Source organism: Parasedimentitalea nitratireducens (assembly GCF_057444295.1).
The window spans coordinates 302,528-320,456 of the sequence record NZ_JBYAXC010000002.1 but is presented as its reverse complement, the minus strand read 5'-3'; the positions used below and the strand labels follow the sequence as shown (position 1 = coordinate 320,456).

Sequence of the window (17,929 nt, the reverse complement as noted above, 5' to 3'; positions counted from 1 at the left end):
ATGGGCGCACTTTGGATTGCACATGTTACCGTGACCGATGCGAATGCCTATGGCAAATATGCAGAGCTGGCTGGCCCTGCTATTGCCAAGCATGGCGGTTCGTTCATTGCCCGAGGTGGCAAGTTTGTACAGCTAGAAGGTAAGGAGCGGCCACGCAATGTTGTGGCCAAGTTCCCCAGCGTGGATGCAGCGGTTGAGTGCTATCACAGCCCTGAATATCAGGAGGCGTTGAGCCATGCGCGCGACGCGTCTGAGCGTGAATTGATGGTTGTTGAAACCAGCGAATAAAAACTGCACATTAAGCTGCCGTTTGCAAAAATATATGGGCGCCGGGTAATTCCAGCGCCCATTTCTTTTGTTAGACATAAAAAGAAAGGGCACCACATTGGGCGCCCTTTGCGTTTTTTAGCCTGCAGCGCGGGCTGCACGCTTGCGTTCGTGTGGGTCTAGGTGACGCTTGCGCAGACGGATCGCGTTAGGAGTAACCTCAACCAGCTCGTCGTTGTCGATATAGGCAATTGCCTCTTCCAGCGACAGGATCACTGGCGTTGTCAGGCGAACAGCCTCGTCTGTGCCAGACGCACGAACGTTGGTCAGCTTCTTACCCTTGAGAGGGTTCACTTCCAGATCGTTTTCGCGGCTGTGCTCACCAATGATCATGCCCTGATAAACGTCGGCTTGTGCGCCAATCATCATCTTGCCACGCTCTTCGAGGTTCCACAGCGCAAAGGCTACGGATTGGCCGTTCTCCATCGAGATCAGAACACCAGCCCGACGGCCAGGAATGGATCCCTTGTGTGGAGTCCAACCGTGGAACACGCGGTTCAACACGCCAGTTCCGCGGGTGTCGGTTAGGAACTCACCGTGATAGCCGATCAAGCCACGCGATGGCACGTGGGCGATGATGCGGGTCTTACCAGCACCGGCAGGCTTCATCTCGGTCAGTTCACCCTTACGGTTGCCGGTGATTTTTTCGATCACGGCACCTGAGTACTCGTCATCTACATCGATGGTAACCTCTTCGACCGGCTCCATTTTCACGCCATCTTCGTCGCGGAACAGAACCTGTGGGCGAGAGATCGACAGTTCGAACCCTTCACGACGCATGTTCTCAATCAAAACACCCATCTGAAGTTCGCCACGACCCGCAACCTCAAAAGCATCGCCACCTGGCGTGTCAGAGATTTTGATCGCAACGTTGGTTTCGGCCTCTTTCATCAAACGGTCACGGATAACGCGTGACTGAACTTTTTTGCCATCGCGGCCAGCCAGCGGGCTGTCGTTGATGCCAAAAGTAACCGTGATGGTTGGCGGATCAATTGGCTGAGCGGGCAGGGGCACGTCGATGCTGGGGTTGACCAGTGAGTCAGCCACTGTTGCTTTGGTCATGCCTGCAACGGAAACGATGTCACCGGCAACAGCCTCGTCGATTGGCGCCTGGGCCAGTCCACGGAACGCCAGAATTTTGGTGCAACGGAAGTTTTCAATCAAGTCGCCTTCACGGGTCAGCGCCTTCAAAGTATCTCCAACTTTCAGGGTACCTGTCTCAACACGACCGGTCAGGACACGACCGATGAACGGATCATTGCCAAGAGTGGTGGCCAACATCTGAAATGGCTCGTCCTTACGCTCAAACTGAGCAGGCGACGGAACATGGTCAACGATCAAGTCGAACATCGCAGACAGATCTTTACGCGGACCGTCCAGCTCCATGTCAGCCCAGCCAGAACGGCCCGAGGCATACATAGTTGGGAAGTCCAGCTGCTCATCGTTGGCGCCAAGGTTGGCAAACAGGTCAAAACATTCGTCCAGCGCACGATCAGGCTCGCCATCTGGCTTGTCGACCTTGTTGACAACAACGATTGGATTCAGGCCCAAGGCCAGCGCCTTGGATGTTACAAACTTGGTCTGAGGCATCGGGCCTTCGGCTGCATCGACCAGCAGAACAACACCATCAACCATCGACAGGATCCGTTCAACCTCGCCACCAAAGTCAGCGTGACCTGGGGTGTCGACGATGTTGATCCGGGTGCCTTTCCATTCCACAGAAGTGGCCTTGGCAAGGATGGTAATGCCGCGTTCGCGTTCCAGATCGTTGCTATCCATGGCGCGCTCGGCCACGGCCTGGTTTTCGCGGAAAACACCGGATTGTTTTAGCAGCTCGTCCACCAGGGTGGTTTTGCCGTGGTCCACGTGGGCAATGATCGCAATGTTGCGCAGTTCCATGAATTCAGCCTTTGTAAGGGAGTTGCAGCGCCCATAGCCTGATCCCCGACCAAAGGCCAGAGAAAATGTATGTCTGCAGCATCTATACCGCTGAGTCTGATGTTTTACGGATGCGGATACGGGTTAGTGACCCGAGGCGTTGGAATACAAATGTATGATCAAAATGCCCGCAACGATAAACGTCATTCCAATAACGGCTGGCAGATCCAGGTTTTGCCCAAATACCACGTAGCCGATGGCCGCAATCATAACGATGCCGAGGCCAGACCAAATTGCATAGACAATCCCAACAGGCATATAGCGCAGCGTTAACCCCATCATGTAGAAGGAAAATCCGTAGGCAAACAGCACGATCAACGATGGAAGCAGTCGCGAAAATTGCTGGCTGGCCTGCAAAGCTGTTGTTCCGATTGTTTCGGCGGCGACAGCGACAATCAGGTATACATACTGTATTGGCATTGAATTCCTTCCCCTTTGAAGCTGAAGCGCTAGCGCCGTCATGAGCTGTGGGTTCTATCGGGTATTTTGATCGCTGACGCCGTTCTGGAAACGGCAGAAGATGTCGCGGCGCGACCAAAGGCATATAGTCTGCTTTCAGGAATGAACAACAGCCTGTGCGCTGGTACACTCGACCGAAGGGAAATTGAAGTATAGTAGTCGCAGTACTGTTAGGGTGGTGGCTTGAAGTGTTCTTGCTTCTCCGTTGTTTGAAAAGGAAAACTCATGTGTCGCTGGGCAGCCTATACCGGAGATCCTATTTATCTTGAGGACATTATTTCCCGCCCGGGGCATTCTCTGATTGCACAAAGCCAAGAGGCGTCGGAATGTAAGACATCGACCAATGGGGATGGATTTGGTGTTGCCTGGTATGACAACCGACCACATCCTGGTCAGTATCGTGATGTTTACCCCGCCTGGTCAGATCCAAATTTGAAATCCGTTGCGCATCATGTTCGCTCGGGCATGTTTTTAGCCCATGTCCGGGCTTCGACAGGATCGGCAATTAGCCGAAACAACTGCCACCCATTTACGGCCGGAAACTGGAGTTTCATGCACAACGGACAAGCAGGTGGCTTTGAAGATTTCCGAAAAGATGCGGATATGTGTGTCCCCTGCGACCAGTACCACCACCGCAAAGGCGCCACAGACAGTGAAGTCCTTTTCTTGATTGCGATGGGTGAAGGGCTGGAGGAAGATCCCAAGGGGGCCCTGGAACGCGCAGTGGCGAGGATTGAAGCTTTGTCACGAACCCATGGCACTACACCACACATGCGGCTTTCGGTGGCCATGTCGGACGGTAAACGGCTGTTTGCAGCGCGATATTCCTCGGACCACATCGCTCCATCTGTCTATTACCGCTGGAGTGAAAGCCGACAGGGATGGGCTGTGGTTTCCGAGCCTTTGGAGCCAGATGAAAGCGGATGGAAAGCGCTGGCGCCGGGCCAATTTTTGGAGCTGAGCGACAAGGGAGCCAAGTTGGCTGATTTTCAGCCCGTTCTTTGATTGTCTATTCTTTCCAATAGCATAACTGCCAAAGCTTTTGCGTCCTGAGCCGCATTTTTACTTTGGCGAACATGTGCTTCTGTAATTGCGCCTTCTTTCAAAATCATCAATTTACGCGTTAGGTCTGGTGAATCGCTATATCCAGCAGTTTCCAGAAGTCTTTCAATATGTTCGGACAGAAGAAGTTTGTGCTCGGCGCATTGTCTTCGGATTGCGTGGTTTGGGTTCTGAAACTCTGACGCGGCTTTGATGAAGGTGCAACCAAGGAAATCTTGGTCGGCAAGCCACTCTTCAAGCACATCAAATAGCGCCAACACCTGCCCTTTGGGGGTGTCAGACAGCTCTTCCAGGCGCCTTAGAACCATGTTCCGAAACAGCTCATCCCTGAGCCGAAGGGCCGCCAAGGTTAGTTCGTCCTTTGTTTTGAAATGCTTGTACATCGATGTTTTGGAAATTCCGGTCTCCTTGACAAGCATATCCATGCCCGTGGCGTGAAATCCATTCCTGTAAAAAACGTCCAGAGCCTTTTGGATCAATTCATCCCGTTTGTTCCCGCGCATACTAATACCCATTTTAAAATCAAAACTGCCAGTTACAGTCTTCAACTAGGGCGTTTGTGTGAGAGAACAAGAAAAAAAGAGAACCGATCGGTTCACAGTTAAATCAGAGTTGACGAATTCGTACAATAACTCACGATTGCAAACGCGATGGCTAGGAATTTTTCTAATCATTTAAGCTAGATAGCCAAACCTTTTCGTGTTCAGAAAAGGTTGGACCGCTGGTCAGGTATTCTGTTGAAACCACGGTTTTATGCGCGCGTGCACATGTTGCCAAACATCCGGTGCACCGCGGTTGACTTTAATGCCGACACGGTCCTCGACTTGTCGCAGAGTGACTTTGTATTTCATCCAACTTGTACCGCCACTTAATAGGTTGAGAAGCACAGGTTGAACCCGATCTATCGACTTTGCAAAAACTGCATCGTTGCTCTCGGCGGCTTCAAACTCGTCCCACAGATCCCGAAATGCAGATGACTGAGTTTCAGGTAGAAGCCCAAACAAACGGTCGGCTGCCAGTGCTTCTTTGGCGGCGATGGCTTCGAAGTCGATCTGTGCATGGATTGGCGCATCGCCGGCGTCTATTTCGACAATGTCGTGCAAAAGAAGCATTTGCAGACAACGATCAACATCGATCTTGTTGATCGAATGTTCAGCCAGTACCCAGGCAAAAAGCATGATGTGCCAACTGTGCTCGGCTGAGTTCTCGTAGCGTGATCCGTCACTCAATTCAGTTGCTCGAAGAACTTTCTTTAAGTCGTCAGATTCGTTCAGAAAACCTAATCGACTTACAAGCGGAGTACAGTCAACTGAGTTTGATTGCCCAAGCAAATAGTGAGCGTGGAAGAAAGCTTCGGGCAACTCGGTTTCTAGTGAAGCCGCGCGACCGCCATTCAGATTTTCACGGACAATTTGGACGTGGTCTGCAATGGGCGCAGCCCCACAGAGTGTTTGGAAGATAGGCTGGCTACGATCTAGCTGTTTGGCAAACTGAGCGTCTTTGCTCTGTGATGCTTCGAACTCCTGCCACAGAGAGAGCATTTCGACAGCTTGGTCATCAGGGAGCAGACCAAATATACGCGCAGCGGCAGCCTGTTCGGCCTGTGCTACGGCATCCCAATCGGTATCTTCGTGGATAGGGTGGTCACCCACATCAATCTCAACCAGATCATGTAGCAAAAGCATTTTGATCACACGAGAGATCTGCACGCCGGGCTTTGCAAGAGGCGCCAGAACCAGGGCATAAAGCGCTAAATGCCAACTGTGTTCGGCTGAGTTTTCGCACCGCGAGCAATCTACAATCAGATTTGCACGCTCGATCTTTCGCAGTTTTTCGGCTTCGAGAAGGAATTCGAACTGCGCATCCAGGCGGGTATTCACGGTTGTTGCTTACCTTCGGCAGCGGCCTGTGCTTCGGCCACTTTTTCATTCAGAAATTTACGGGCAACACGTTCAGCAAGACGAACGCGCATTTCGGTTAGAAATGCCTCTTCGAGTGTTTGGGAGGAAGCAGCCAAAACGCTGCTTACCTCCATAAACAAACGATCTTGGCCGGTGGCGTCCTGCACCTTCATGGTGTCGTCGGCCAGTTTTTCGGCAAGTCGTTCAAGTGTGCCCATTAGCGTGTATTCTCGGTCAGGCGGCGCTTCACGTAATCGGACACATTCCCAATCATGTTATCCATGTGAGGCTCTTGGAAGAAGTGATCAGCCCCTTCGATTTCCTGGTGCGTAATGGTGATACCTTTTTGCTCGTGCAGCTTGTTCACCAGATTCACGGTATCCGCTGGTGGTGCAACACGGTCAGAGGTGCCATTGATGATCAAACCCGAAGACGGGCAGGGCGCCAGGAACGAGAAGTCATACATATTGGCCGGGGGAGAAACCGAAATAAATCCAGTGATTTCCGGGCGGCGCATCAGCAGCTGCATACCAATCCAAGACCCAAATGAGAATCCAGCAACCCAACAGTGCTTGGAATTGTTGTTCATGGACTGCAGGTAATCAAGCGCCGAAGCAGCATCAGATAGCTCACCAATACCTTGGTCGTATTCACCTTGGCTGCGGCCAACACCACGGAAGTTAAAGCGTAAAACGGTGAAACCCATGTTGTAAAACGCATAGTGGAGGTTATAGACCACCTTGTTGTTCATGGTACCGCCAAATTGCGGATGCGGGTGCAACACAATGGCAATTGGAGCGTCACGTTCTTTTTGCGGATGATAGCGGCCTTCGAGGCGGCCTTCGGGTCCGGGAAAAATGACCTCAGGCATGGGTGGGTGGATCCTACTCTTATTTGCGGGAAGTGCATTAAGGCAATCTTGACGAATTCCCTAGGGCACCTTAGAACGGTTCTAAATGTGGGCGCGGTCCAAAACCTTGCACCATCAGGCTGAGATACGCACTGATGCGGTAAAGGTCAATGTTTTCGCTGTCCCCAAGCTGGTTGGAGTGTAACAAACATGAAGCTTTCGACAAAAGGCCGCTATGCCATGGTTGCTTTGGCCGATATCGCTCTGCAGCCAGAAGGGCAATTGGTGGTGCTGGGTGATATCTCGAAACGACAAGATATTTCGCTCCCTTATTTAGAGCAGCTTTTTGTCAAGCTTCGTCGTGCTGAGCTGGTGTGTTCTGTCCGCGGACCTGGTGGCGGGTATAGGCTTGCAAAAGCGGCTTCTGAAATTCGCGTGGTAGACATCTTGTCAGCTGTGGACGAAACGGTAGATGCCATGCATAAGGGCGCGGGCGCTTCTGGTGCTGCTTCGGGCAGTCGCGCCCAATCACTGACCAATAGGCTCTGGGAGGGGCTGAGCGCACATGTGTATGTGTACCTGCATCAGACCAGACTTTCAGATGTTGTCAAAAACGACCTGGCGCCTTGTCCCGCAGTGCCCAACCTTTTCTCGGTTGTAGACGCAGAATGATCTACCTTTCTGCCAGTTACGCGCCTGACGCAGTTCGCTTGGAAAGATGCATCCATGACTAGGGTTTATCTGGACCATAATGCGACAGCGTTGCTGCGCCCAGAATCTAGACAGGCGATGATTGCTGCAATGGAGGTTTGCGGTAATCCCTCGTCGGTGCATGCTGAAGGCCGCGCCGCAAAAGCTGTTGTTGAGAGGGCGCGGGCGCAGATCGCAAATGCCTTTGGTGCCGATGGTGCGGATATTGTGTTCACATCGGGCTCAACCGAAGGCGCGTCACTTGCCTGTGGCAATCGTGACTTGGTTGGAGCTTCTGTTGAGCATGATGCCGTAAGGTGTTGTATTAGCGAAGATTTGAACGTCGACGCCGATGGTCTTGTTACTGTCTTGGATCCAGAAGTCTCGACACTTCAACTGGCCAACTCGGAAACTGGGATCATTCAGTTGTTGCCTGCCGGGTTAGCGGTTACAGACGCAACGCAGGCTTTTGGAAAGCTGCCGGTGGCGTTTAATTGGATGGGTGCCGAAATCGCGCTTATCTCGGCGCATAAACTGGGTGGCCCCAAAGGCATTGGTGCAGTGATCCTGAAACGCGGAACGCATCTTGAGGCCCAGATTAAGGGCGGTGGCCAGGAAATGGGACGCCGGTCAGGAACTGAAAATGTCATTGGAATCGCGGGGTTCGGAGCTGCTGCTGAAGCTGCAGCCCGTGATCTGGCAAATGGGGTTTGGGAAAAGGTCGCAGAGCTGCGTGATCTGCTTGAGCAAGCTCTTGAAGCTGGGACGCAAAACACCATTTTCGTGGGAGCTTCGGCCAAGCGGTTGACTAATACGTCGTGTTTCGCAACGCCTGGCTGGAAAGGTGAAACCCAGGTGATGCAAATGGACTTGGCTGGCTTTGCCGTCAGCGCAGGCTCAGCTTGTTCAAGCGGCAAGGTAAAGGCCAGCTCTGTGCTGACCGCCATGGGATACGACGAGAACATTGCTCAGAGTGCGCTACGCGTGTCGCTGGGCCCCGAAACAACCGAAAGCGATGTTCTGCGATTTGCAGAGACATGGCTGGCGAAAGAAAAGAACTATCGCGCTCGTGGAGCGCGCACTTAGGAGACGTAAAATGGCCGCATTGGACCAGACACAAGTAAAAGAAGGTGTTGACCAGGAGACCGTCGACGCCGTGCGCGAAGTTGGCGGTGCCTATAAATACGGTTGGGAAACCGATATTGAGATGGAGTATGCGCCCAAAGGCCTTACTCCGGATATCGTTCGCCTAATTTCCGAAAAGAACGAAGAGCCGCAGTGGATGACTGACTGGCGTCTTGAGGCCTATGAGCGTTGGCTACAAAAGGAAGAGCCGACCTGGGCAATGGTCGACTATCCTGAAATAGATTTTCAGGACCAATATTACTATGCACGTCCCAAATCGATGGAAGTGAAGCCCAAGTCGCTGGATGAGGTAGACCCAAAGCTGCTTGCTACTTACGAAAAGCTTGGCATCCCGCTGAAAGAACAAATGATTTTGGCTGGCGTCGAAGGCGCTGAAAATGTTCCTGCTGAAGGTCGCAAAGTTGCTGTTGATGCCGTGTTTGACTCGGTATCACTTGGCACAACCTTCCAGGATGAGCTGAAAGCAGCAGGCGTAATTTTCTGTTCGATCTCCGAGGCAATCCGGGAACATCCTGAACTGGTCAAAAAATACCTTGGGTCAGTTGTTCCGGTTTCCGACAACTTCTATGCCACACTGAACTCGGCCGTGTTTTCGGATGGTTCGTTTGTTTATGTTCCGCCTGGTGTTCGCTGCCCGATGGAGCTGTCGACCTATTTCCGCATCAACGCCGAAAACACCGGCCAGTTTGAGCGTACCCTGATTATCGCCGACAAAGGCTCCTACGTTTCCTATCTCGAAGGCTGTACTGCGCCAGCGCGTGATATCGCCCAGCTGCACGCCGCTGTAGTCGAAATCATTATCGAAGAAGACGCCGAGGTTAAGTACTCGACCGTTCAGAACTGGTATCCGGGCGATGAGAACGGCAAAGGCGGGATCTACAACTTTGTGACCAAACGTGCCGACTGTCGCGGGGACCGCTCCAAAGTGATGTGGACACAGGTGGAAACAGGCTCGGCCGTGACCTGGAAATATCCGTCGTGCATTCTGCGTGGTGAGGAAAGCCAGGGCGAGTTCTACTCGATCGCAATTGCCAATAACATGCAGCAGGCCGATACCGGCACCAAGATGGTTCATCTGGGCAAGAACACCAAGTCACGCATTGTGTCTAAGGGTATCAGTGCCGGTAAGGCGCAGAATACATATCGCGGGTTGGTTTCGATGCACAAGAAAGCCAAGGACGCCCGTAACTACACGCAATGTGACAGCTTGTTGATCGGCGACAAATGTGGGGCCCACACGGTGCCTTATATCGAAGTCAAGAACAACTCCGCCCGGGTTGAACACGAGGCAACCACATCCAAGGTGGATGATGATCAGCTTTTCTATTGCCGTTCGCGCGGGATGGACGAGGAAGAGGCTGTTGCATTGGTCGTGAACGGGTTCTGTAAGGATGTGTTGCAGGCGCTGCCCATGGAGTTTGCGATGGAAGCCCAGCAGCTGGTAGCGATCAGCCTGGAAGGCTCGGTTGGCTAAGTCATGAGTCCCTGGGACAAGGATAAAAGTATGATCGTAACCACAACCAATTCTGTCGAAGGACATAAGATTGCTGAATACAAAGGCATTGTGGTCGGTGAGGCCATTATGGGTGCCAATGTGGTTCGTGATTTCTTTGCCTCGGTTACTGACATCGTTGGTGGCCGTTCAGGAGCCTATGAAAGCAAGCTGCAGGACGCGCGCGTAACAGCGTTGGCCGAGCTTGAAGAACGCGCCCGTGAGATTGGTGCCAACGCAGTTGTTGGTGTGGATCTGGATTACGAAGTCATCGCTGACTCCATGCTTATGGTTTCAGCAAGCGGCACTGCGGTGCGGCTCGGATAATTTATCGGGTTGAACGCCCGAATGCAATAACGAGGCGTGACGCCTCCCCGAATGTGAGACGAGAAAAATGCTAAAAATCAACAACCTGCACGTCCAACTTGAAGACGAAGACAAGCAGATCCTTAAAGGTGTGAACCTAGAAGTCGAAGCGGGCAAAGTCCATGCGATCATGGGTCCCAATGGCTCGGGTAAGTCAACTCTGTCCTATGTCTTGTCCGGCAAGGGCGGTTACGAGGTAACTGAGGGTTCGGCGACATTGGGCGACGAAGACCTTTTGGATCTTGAAACCGAAGAACGCGCCGCTGCTGGCCTGTTCCTGGCATTCCAATATCCGGTTGAAATTCCCGGTGTTGGCAACATGACCTTCCTGCGTACCGCTGTTAATGCACAGCGCAAGGCACGTGGCGAAGAAGAGATGAGTGCCGCAGATTTCCTGAAGGAAGTGCGCTCCACTGCCAAATCTCTCAAGATCGACGCCGACATGCTGAAGCGCCCGGTTAACGTTGGCTTCTCGGGTGGTGAAAAGAAGCGCAATGAAATTCTGCAAATGGCAATGCTGCAGCCAAAAATGTGCATTCTGGATGAAACCGATTCAGGCTTGGACGTTGATGCCATGAAACTGGTGGCCGAAGGCGTAAATGCGCTGCGCGACGAAAACCGTGGCTTCCTGGTGATCACCCACTATCAACGCCTGCTGGACCACATCAAGCCAGACGTCGTGCACATCATGGCGAATGGCCGTATCGTCAAATCGGGCGGTCCAGAGCTGGCACTGGAAGTAGAAAACAACGGCTATGCCGACATTCTGGCCGAGGTGGAATAAATGGCTCTGCCCGAATTAAAGCAAACTGCTACCGAGGCAAGATTGGCAGCGCTTTCCATGCCTGAAAGTGACTGTTTGGAAAAGGCGCGTCGCGCTGCCTTGTCACGTGTTCAAACACTCGGCTTACCGGGGCGTCGCGACGAATACTGGAAATACACACGTCCAGATTCTTTGGTCCAGACAGACGCGCCTAGCGCTGAAGTGTTCCAACATGGCGAAGCGCCGATGTTCGACGAATTTGATCGCTTGAAAATTGTGTTTGTCGATGGTGTGTTTGATCCAGAAACCTCTGATCCGTTGGAGCTGGAGGGCGTTGAGATTGATCACCTGGCCGAAGTGGATGGCAAAGATATACACTGGGCCAAGGACTTGTACGGCGTTCTTGAAGCGCGCGGGCAAAACCCCGTTGCACGGCCTTTGGCAGCACTCAATTCGGCCTTTGCCAAAGAAGGTGTTGTCATCCGGGTGACTGGGAAGCCGAGCAAACCGATCAGTCTTGTTTACGTTCACAACTCCGAAAACTCGGATGCACTGTTGCATCATGTCATTCGCGTTGAAGCTGGGGCCGAGGCAACCATTCTGGAGAATGGCCCGGCTGCATCCAGGCTGAATAAATGCAGCGAAATTGACATTGCCGATGGCGGTTCCTTGCATCTGGTCTGCGCTCAAGGGCGCGATCATGAACGTCGTGCTGTAACCCATATGTTTGCGCGTCTTGGCAAAGAATCCACGCTGAAAAGCTTCACCCTTACGGTGAATGGCGTGCTGACCCGCAACGAAGCCATTATTGAAATTATGGGCGACGATGCATTTGCCCATGTGGCCGGCGCTTGTGTCGGAGATGGCGACTTCCACCATGATGATACTGTCTTCATCACCCATGACGCCGTGAATTGCGAAAGCCGACAGGTATTCAAGAAAGTATTGCGCAACGGCGCAACTGGCGTGTTTCAGGGTAAGATTCTGGTCAAACCAGATGCCCAGAAAACAGATGGTTACCAGATTAGCCAAGCACTTATGCTAGACGATGATAGTCAGTTCCTGGCCAAACCAGAGTTGGAAATCTACGCTGATGATGTCGCGTGTTCTCACGGTTCAACCTCGGGTGCAATCGACGAAGAGGCTCTTTTCTACCTGAGATCTCGCGGTGTACCCGTTGGCGAGGCGACCGATCTTTTGACACTGGCTTTCCTTGCTGAAGCGGTGGACGAAATTGAGGATCAAGAGATTGCCGCAAACATCGTGAATAGGTTGGAAAACTGGTTGTTGCGACGCCGCTAATGCCAGTTACATCTGATATTATCCAAACCTACAGAAGGCCGCGTCAGGTTATGACGCGGCTGCTGGCCGTGGGGGTTCGTGAAGATCGCGCTCTGATCATTCTTATGACCGGATGTGTGCTGGCGTTTGTATCCCAGATGCCCAAATTGGCGCGCGAAGCGTTTCTTACTGGGCAAGAGCTAAACATGATGCTGGGCGGCGCGCTGTTTGGCTGGATTTTTATAGCGCCACTACTGCTCTATTGTTTGTCCTGGCTATCACATCTTACAGTGCGCTTGATTGGGGGCCAAGGTGATAGTTTTGGTGCAAGACTTGCCTTGTTTTGGGCCCTATTGGCAGCCAGCCCATTGTTTCTCCTGAATGGGTTAACTGCAGGGTTTGTGGGACCCGGACCCGCGTTGACACTTGTTGGCGCCGCTTGGTTGATTTGCTTTCTTTGGTTCTGGGTGTCAGGACTGCGTCAAGCGTATTGGGCAAAACAATGATAGCCATTTTGCAACCACTTGTAATGTTGACCGTTACGGCGCCTGTACGCGCTGCGCAAATGTTACTGGCCAATCGGCTTCCAAGTAATGTGTTGTGGATCGGTTTGGCTTTGGCAGTAGTTTTGAATGCGATCATTTATACCGTGCAGGAAATCGTGTTTCCATTGCCGGCAGATGTCGTGTTACCCAAGCTGCCTCCGCTGGTATATTTTGCAGTAATGCTTGCGCTGCAAGTTGTATTTGTCCACGCCTTGACTGCGACCGGCCGATGGCTGGGCGGGCAGGGGCAAGTCCAGGATATCTTGGTTCTGGTTGTTTGGCTTCAACTTCTGCAGGTGCTGGTACAGGTCGTAATGATCGTACTGTTGTTTCTAATCGCGCCCGCTTTTGTTGGATTGTTGAACCTGGCAATCAGTATCTTCGGCATCTACATTTTGACCAACTTCATCAAGGAAGCACATCGGTTTGCTTCGGCTTGGCGAGCGTTTGGTGTTTTGTTAATGGCAAGTGTAATCATTGCTCTTGCACTCTCGTTCTTTCTTGGCCTTGCGGGGCCTTCTTTGCTGGGATTTTCCGCCAATGTATGACCTGGACAGAATTCGCGCTGATTTTCCAATCCTCTCAAGAGAGGTAAATGGAAAGCCGTTGGTTTATCTGGACAATGGAGCCTCTGCTCAAAAACCGCAGGTGGTTATTGATGCCGTAACGCGAGCTTACGCAGAGGAATATTCTAACGTTCACAGAGGCCTGCATTACCTTTCTAATCTCGCCACTGAAAAGTACGAAGCCGTTCGTGATACGATTGCGAAGTTTCTGAACGCCAGTGACGAAAACACTATCGTCCTGAACTCGGGTACAACCGAGGGGATCAATCTTGTTGCCTATGGCTGGGCCATGCCGCGTATGGAAGCCGGGGACGAGATTATTCTGAGCGTCATGGAGCATCACGCCAATATTGTTCCTTGGCATTTTCTCCGCGAGCGTCAAGGCGTGGTGTTGAAGTGGGTGGATACCGCCTCTGACGGGAGTCTGGACCCTCAGGCCGTCATTGATGCCATTGGTCCGAAAACCAAACTTATCGCAGTTACTCAGTGTTCGAATGTTCTGGGAACGGTCGTCGACGTAAAGGCTATTACACAGGGTGCGCATGCGCAGGGCGTGCCCGTGCTAGTGGATGGCTCCCAGGGTTCGGTCCATATGCCGGTAGATGTTGATGATCTTGGCTGCGACTTTTATGCGATCACTGGTCACAAGCTTTATGGACCGTCCGGTTCAGGCGCGATCTATATTCGCCCGGAACGCATGGCTGAAATGCGCCCTTTCATTGGCGGCGGCGATATGATCAAGGAAGTTTCCAAGGAACAAGTGCTCTATAACGATCCTCCGATGAAATTCGAAGCGGGGACACCGGGTATTGTTCAAACCATTGGCTTTGGTGTTGCGCTTGAATACATGATGGAACTGGGGATGGATAACATTGCCGCACATGAAGCTCAGCTACGGGACTATGCCCAGCAACGGTTCACTGGCCTGAACTGGTTGAATGTCCAGGGGCAAGCTCCTGGCAAAGCAGCCATATTCAGCTTGACCATTGACGGCGCCGCTCATGCCCATGACATCTCGACTATCTTGGACAAGAAAGGTGTCGCTGTGAGGGCAGGGCACCATTGTGCCGGACCATTGATGAACCATCTCGGTGTATCTGCAACCTGCCGGGCTTCATTTGGGCTCTACAATACCAAGGAAGAAGTCGACACCCTTGTGGAAGCCTTGGAACTCGCTCACGAACTTTTTGCCTGAGCGTCGTAATAATCAAGCTGCCCTTAGAGCCTCTGTTATTAAAAGGGGGAAAAGGGCAGTTTGACACGCCTAGGGGTAAGGTTTCAGGTCTAGATGAAGCCTTGGAGTCCTGAAACTAAACATATCAGTACACCTCTATTCTATACCGTACTAATCTGTACGGGCCAAGCTTTGCTATGCGGCAGGGTGCTGGCCTAAGCTGCCGGTTTGACCTGCTTTACCTGGGGAACACGTTTTGTATGTTCCTAATATCACTGGCCTGAATAATTCTATGACTTAGTAAACCGGGGCGCCGAAACGCCCCGGACTGCATCAGTTAGCGGAATAGCGTCATGAGCGACTGTGGCGCACCATTGGCAATCGACAGCGACTGTACAGCCAGTTGCTGCTGTGTCTGCAAGGCCTTCAGACGGGCCGATGCCTCTTCCATGTTGGTGTCAGTCATCGAGCTGATACCCATCTTCATGGCGTCAGACAGTTTAGAGACAAATTCACCCTGGTCCTTCAAGCGCGCAGTGTCGGAACCCAGCTGAGCAGCGCCATCGATTGCAGTGGACAGGAAGGCGTCGATTTCACCCAGAGCGGTCGCAGCAGTAGTGCTGTCGGTGATCCCTGTCAAGTCGGATGCCAGGTCGATATTTGCTTCAAAATCAACAGTTGCAACTGTGATCTCGGTCGCTGTTGGCGTACCTGTTGCGCCAATGCGGTCAAGCGAAGCCAGCACGCCTACGCTGGTTGCGCCAGCACCGTCAACGTCTGTTGCCAGCAGGTTTGCTCCGTTAAACTGAGCAGCGCTGATGATGGCAGCAACCTGTTCGCTCTTCTTGGTAATGTCATTCTGGATCTTAGCGTGGTCAACGTTTTCCGATTGAGCTGACACAATCAGCTCTTTGATTTCGGTTAGTTTTTCCACGATTTGTTCAGCACCGGCTGAGGCAACAGACACAGTAGCCTCACCTACGGCCAGTGTTTCCGAGATAGCATTGAACCCGGCAACATCAGATTCCATTGTTTTGGAAATTGCCCAAACAGCAGCGTTGTCACTGGCGGTTCCAACCCTTTTACCAGTTGAGATCTGGTTCTGAGACTCGTTCAGGTCACTGTTGACCGAAGACAGCGTCTGCAGAGCAACCATTGCGCCGTTGTTTGTAAGAATGCTGGTCATTGTTAGTACTCCAAGTAGTCATATTTGAGGATTTACCCCAAGTTGCATCCAGTCTTTTGACTGAGTTTCGGAGTCGTTCTGACTATACAGAGGGCTGTTTGCCGCTGTGTCACCATGTCGTTCGGTGCAGGGACTTTCTAGCATGACGGCACCCGGAAGGTCCTAACCTGGAACCCGTGATTAGATCGGATCCTCGGTGTATTTTTCCGCTTCACACCTTGACGGGATTGGCGGTCAGCCCGCCTAAGTTGCACTGTACAATTTCAGGCAGGATGAGCCTTAAGCCAATTTCGCTTGCCGGTAATGCGGCGCTGAAAAGTTTGGAAAATCTGCGAATCAAAGACGAGACCCGAAACGGTTGTTGTGCGAAATACGATGCTACCCTGGCTAGAATAGATCTTTAAAATTTGATCCTGTTTCGGCTTCAGCCAGCTAAATAACCTATTCAGAACCCCTCGCATTCGCTTCTGAATGGTGATGATTAAAGTCTTGCTTTAACACTTTTGGCGGCCTTCCCAGTCCGTTCCCACCATTTTCGGGCACTTTCGGCTAGTCCTTGAGGACGCTATGTACGCTATTCCGCCACCTGGCCTGCTGTACAAACGGGATGTGCAAGTCTAGCGTTCTCCGTAAATTTGCAAAAATATGTTGGGGTAGAGATCATCATGCCAGGCAAGATTGCGGTTGTTACAGGAGCAGGTGGCGGAATGGGGCGCGCGATTTGCCTCAAGCTGGTGCAAGACGGGCTGACCGTGGTCGGACTGGATGTATCCGCTAAAAGTCTCGAAGAAAGCTCGACATCCATTGGAGATGGTTTTCACGGTTTAACTGTTGACCTGACTGATGCCACCGCAGTTGCCGAGGCATTTGCCAGCATCAAGTCCCAGCACGGCGGAGTGGATGCATTGGTCAATAATGCTGGAACCTGCCTGATGTCCGACTTCCCGGATATCCCGGCGCAGGAGCTCATCAGTCAAATGGCGATAAACTTCAATTCGGCGTTTTATTGTTGCCAGCAAGCGGTTCCCTTAATGATGGACCGTCCCGGCGTTCGCAAAATCGTCAATATCTCGTCCAATGGGGCCTATAACTTTGACGTTTTTGATCCACCACATTACCGCGCCAGTAAAGCCGCGATGGACACTTTGACCAAAGATCTTGCACGGCGGTATGCGGCAGAGAAAATCGCCGTAAATTCGATTGCTCCTGCCATGACCACGACGCCGTTGTTCGATGTGTTGACCGATGAGGTACTACAGCAGGCAATTTCGGCGATGCCACACGGGCGCGCGATGGACCCGGCTGAAATTGCCAATTGGGTTTCTTTTCTGATCTCATCTGCCGGGAATATCTCCAGCGGCAACATCATCATTCTCAACCAAGGGCGGGATGTGCGTTAGGTGTAAGCTTCGGGCGATTTCTTCAGTTTTGGCCATTGCTCGGGCGAATGCCCATAGATCACAAACGCGCCAGTTTCTTTAGCCAGGTTCATCAAGCGATCTGCGCTGGCAATGGCTTTTGCCTCGTCCCAGGACCCGGCAAACTTCTCGTCTATTTCAGCGGGGCGCGAGATTGCATCGCTGGTCAGCAAAACCATCCCGGTTTCCGGCAAATCCAGCAATAGCGCCAACTGGCCTGGCGCATGGCCCGGAGAGGTGAGGACACGAAACCCAGGGCTAACCTCAACGTCGTCTTCGATCACCAGATACTCCTGCTCTGGCCATTCAAGCGGCTGGACATCCCCCCAGTAAAGTGGTCTGGGCAAACGCCGCTCAGCGCCTGATACCAAAATTGGAGCCTTTGGAAAATCACCAAGACCACCAACATGGTCAATATGGGTGTGTGTCAGAACATGCAGATCAATTTGATCCGGTTGGATCCCGGCGAGGGCAAGTTGGGCTGCAGGCATATTGGCCATCCCACACTGCAGAACTTCACCAAACTCATACAGCCTGTCCTGTTCTGTGGCTGCGGCTTTGTCCTCTGCATATTTTTGCGGAAACCCGGTATCGACCAGAATGGACTCACCTGCGTCTGTCTGAATCAGAAAGCCGCAAATCCCAATAACTCTGTTGTTTGCATGCACCTTGAACAGCCCGTAGTCCAGAACATGCAACGAGATCGGCCGCCCTTTCAAAAAACCATTGGCTTGCATAACATCCCCTCATAGCTGCTCCAACCAT

Annotated in this window: 20 protein-coding genes; 12 read left to right on the top strand and 8 right to left on the bottom strand. The window is 52.2% G+C overall.

The genetic code is table 11. The features are described from left to right. Nucleotides 1-288: a DUF1330 domain-containing protein gene (locus tag AC2T28_RS07300; RefSeq protein WP_486748315.1), complete on the top strand. Its 288-nt coding sequence runs from the start codon at nt 1-3 to the stop codon at nt 286-288. Between the two features lie 117 nt (nt 289-405). Here AC2T28_RS07300 and typA read toward each other — a convergent pair whose 3' ends face one another. Continuing rightward, nucleotides 406-2,226, bottom strand: coding sequence for a translational GTPase TypA (gene typA / locus AC2T28_RS07295; RefSeq protein ID WP_486748314.1), 1,821 nt, complete (start codon nt 2,224-2,226; stop codon nt 406-408). Between the two features lie 123 nt (nt 2,227-2,349). Beyond that, complete coding sequence (locus AC2T28_RS07290; RefSeq protein WP_486748313.1) at nt 2,350-2,685, bottom strand: DMT family transporter; 336 nt, start codon at nt 2,683-2,685, stop codon at nt 2,350-2,352. Nucleotides 2,686-2,949: 264 nt separating this feature from the next. On the opposite strand from AC2T28_RS07290, the gene AC2T28_RS07285 reads away from it, so the two are divergent. Next, the gene (locus tag AC2T28_RS07285) at nt 2,950-3,729 is read left to right on the top strand and encodes a class II glutamine amidotransferase (protein WP_486748312.1); all 780 of its coding nucleotides are present in this window, start codon (nt 2,950-2,952) and stop codon (nt 3,727-3,729) included. On the opposite strand, the gene AC2T28_RS07280 is transcribed toward AC2T28_RS07285, so the two are convergent. The 4 genes from AC2T28_RS07280 to AC2T28_RS07265 all read right to left on the bottom strand — a co-directional run bounded on the left by AC2T28_RS07280 (nt 3,714) and on the right by AC2T28_RS07265 (nt 6,558). Further along, nucleotides 3,714-4,334 (bottom strand): TetR/AcrR family transcriptional regulator, encoded by a 621-nt coding sequence (locus AC2T28_RS07280; protein ID WP_486748311.1) that lies wholly within the window; start codon nt 4,332-4,334, stop codon nt 3,714-3,716. The genes AC2T28_RS07285 and AC2T28_RS07280 overlap by 16 nt on opposite strands. A gap of 177 nt (nt 4,335-4,511) precedes the next feature. Further along, complete coding sequence (locus AC2T28_RS07275; RefSeq protein ID WP_486748310.1) at nt 4,512-5,666, bottom strand: HD domain-containing protein; 1,155 nt, start codon at nt 5,664-5,666, stop codon at nt 4,512-4,514. Then, a complete protein-coding gene (locus AC2T28_RS07270) occupies nt 5,663-5,905 on the bottom strand; it encodes a hypothetical protein (RefSeq protein WP_486748309.1) in 243 nt (80 codons plus the stop codon). The genes AC2T28_RS07275 and AC2T28_RS07270 overlap by 4 nt, the downstream gene beginning before the upstream one ends. After that, a complete protein-coding gene (locus tag AC2T28_RS07265; RefSeq protein ID WP_486748308.1) occupies nt 5,905-6,558 on the bottom strand; it encodes an alpha/beta hydrolase in 654 nt (217 codons plus the stop codon). The genes AC2T28_RS07270 and AC2T28_RS07265 overlap by 1 nt, the downstream gene beginning before the upstream one ends. 189 nt (nt 6,559-6,747) lie before the next feature. On the opposite strand from AC2T28_RS07265, the gene iscR reads away from it, so the two are divergent. From iscR to AC2T28_RS07220, 9 genes are all read left to right on the top strand, one after another. Next, nucleotides 6,748-7,209, top strand: coding sequence for a Fe-S cluster assembly transcriptional regulator IscR (gene iscR / locus AC2T28_RS07260; protein ID WP_486748307.1), 462 nt, complete (start codon nt 6,748-6,750; stop codon nt 7,207-7,209). Between the two features lie 54 nt (nt 7,210-7,263). Next, a complete protein-coding gene (locus AC2T28_RS07255; RefSeq protein ID WP_486748306.1) occupies nt 7,264-8,313 on the top strand; it encodes a cysteine desulfurase family protein in 1,050 nt (349 codons plus the stop codon). Nucleotides 8,314-8,323: 10 nt separating this feature from the next. Continuing rightward, on the top strand, nt 8,324-9,847 hold the full coding sequence (sufB, locus tag AC2T28_RS07250; protein ID WP_486748305.1) for a Fe-S cluster assembly protein SufB: 1,524 nt from the start codon (nt 8,324-8,326) through the stop codon (nt 9,845-9,847). 30 nt (nt 9,848-9,877) lie between these two features. Further along, nucleotides 9,878-10,192: a YbjQ family protein gene (locus AC2T28_RS07245; RefSeq protein WP_486748304.1), complete on the top strand. Its 315-nt coding sequence runs from the start codon at nt 9,878-9,880 to the stop codon at nt 10,190-10,192. A gap of 67 nt (nt 10,193-10,259) precedes the next feature. Continuing rightward, nucleotides 10,260-11,015 (top strand): Fe-S cluster assembly ATPase SufC, encoded by a 756-nt coding sequence (gene sufC / locus AC2T28_RS07240; RefSeq protein ID WP_486748303.1) that lies wholly within the window; start codon nt 10,260-10,262, stop codon nt 11,013-11,015. Continuing rightward, complete coding sequence (locus AC2T28_RS07235) at nt 11,016-12,296, top strand: SufB/SufD family protein (protein ID WP_486748302.1); 1,281 nt, start codon at nt 11,016-11,018, stop codon at nt 12,294-12,296. Beyond that, nucleotides 12,296-12,781, top strand: coding sequence for a YIP1 family protein (locus AC2T28_RS07230; RefSeq protein ID WP_486748301.1), 486 nt, complete (start codon nt 12,296-12,298; stop codon nt 12,779-12,781). The genes AC2T28_RS07235 and AC2T28_RS07230 overlap by 1 nt, the downstream gene beginning before the upstream one ends. After that, nucleotides 12,778-13,368: a YIP1 family protein gene (locus AC2T28_RS07225; RefSeq protein WP_486748300.1), complete on the top strand. Its 591-nt coding sequence runs from the start codon at nt 12,778-12,780 to the stop codon at nt 13,366-13,368. The genes AC2T28_RS07230 and AC2T28_RS07225 overlap by 4 nt, the downstream gene beginning before the upstream one ends. Next, nucleotides 13,361-14,581: a cysteine desulfurase gene (locus AC2T28_RS07220; RefSeq protein ID WP_486748299.1), complete on the top strand. Its 1,221-nt coding sequence runs from the start codon at nt 13,361-13,363 to the stop codon at nt 14,579-14,581. The genes AC2T28_RS07225 and AC2T28_RS07220 overlap by 8 nt, the downstream gene beginning before the upstream one ends. Nucleotides 14,582-14,897: 316 nt before the next feature. Here AC2T28_RS07220 and AC2T28_RS07215 read toward each other — a convergent pair whose 3' ends face one another. Further along, nucleotides 14,898-15,746: a flagellin N-terminal helical domain-containing protein gene (locus tag AC2T28_RS07215; protein ID WP_486748298.1), complete on the bottom strand. Its 849-nt coding sequence runs from the start codon at nt 15,744-15,746 to the stop codon at nt 14,898-14,900. A gap of 665 nt (nt 15,747-16,411) precedes the next feature. Here AC2T28_RS07215 and AC2T28_RS07210 point away from each other — a divergent pair. Continuing rightward, nucleotides 16,412-17,146 carry an SDR family NAD(P)-dependent oxidoreductase gene (locus AC2T28_RS07210; protein ID WP_486748297.1) on the top strand — a complete coding sequence of 245 codons (735 nt, stop codon included), beginning with the start codon at nt 16,412-16,414 and terminating at the stop codon, nt 17,144-17,146. Here the strand turns inward: AC2T28_RS07210 and AC2T28_RS07205 are convergent. After that, nucleotides 17,143-17,901, bottom strand: coding sequence for an N-acyl homoserine lactonase family protein (locus tag AC2T28_RS07205; RefSeq protein WP_486748296.1), 759 nt, complete (start codon nt 17,899-17,901; stop codon nt 17,143-17,145). The genes AC2T28_RS07210 and AC2T28_RS07205 overlap by 4 nt on opposite strands. Nucleotides 17,902-17,929: the final 28 nt, after the last annotated feature.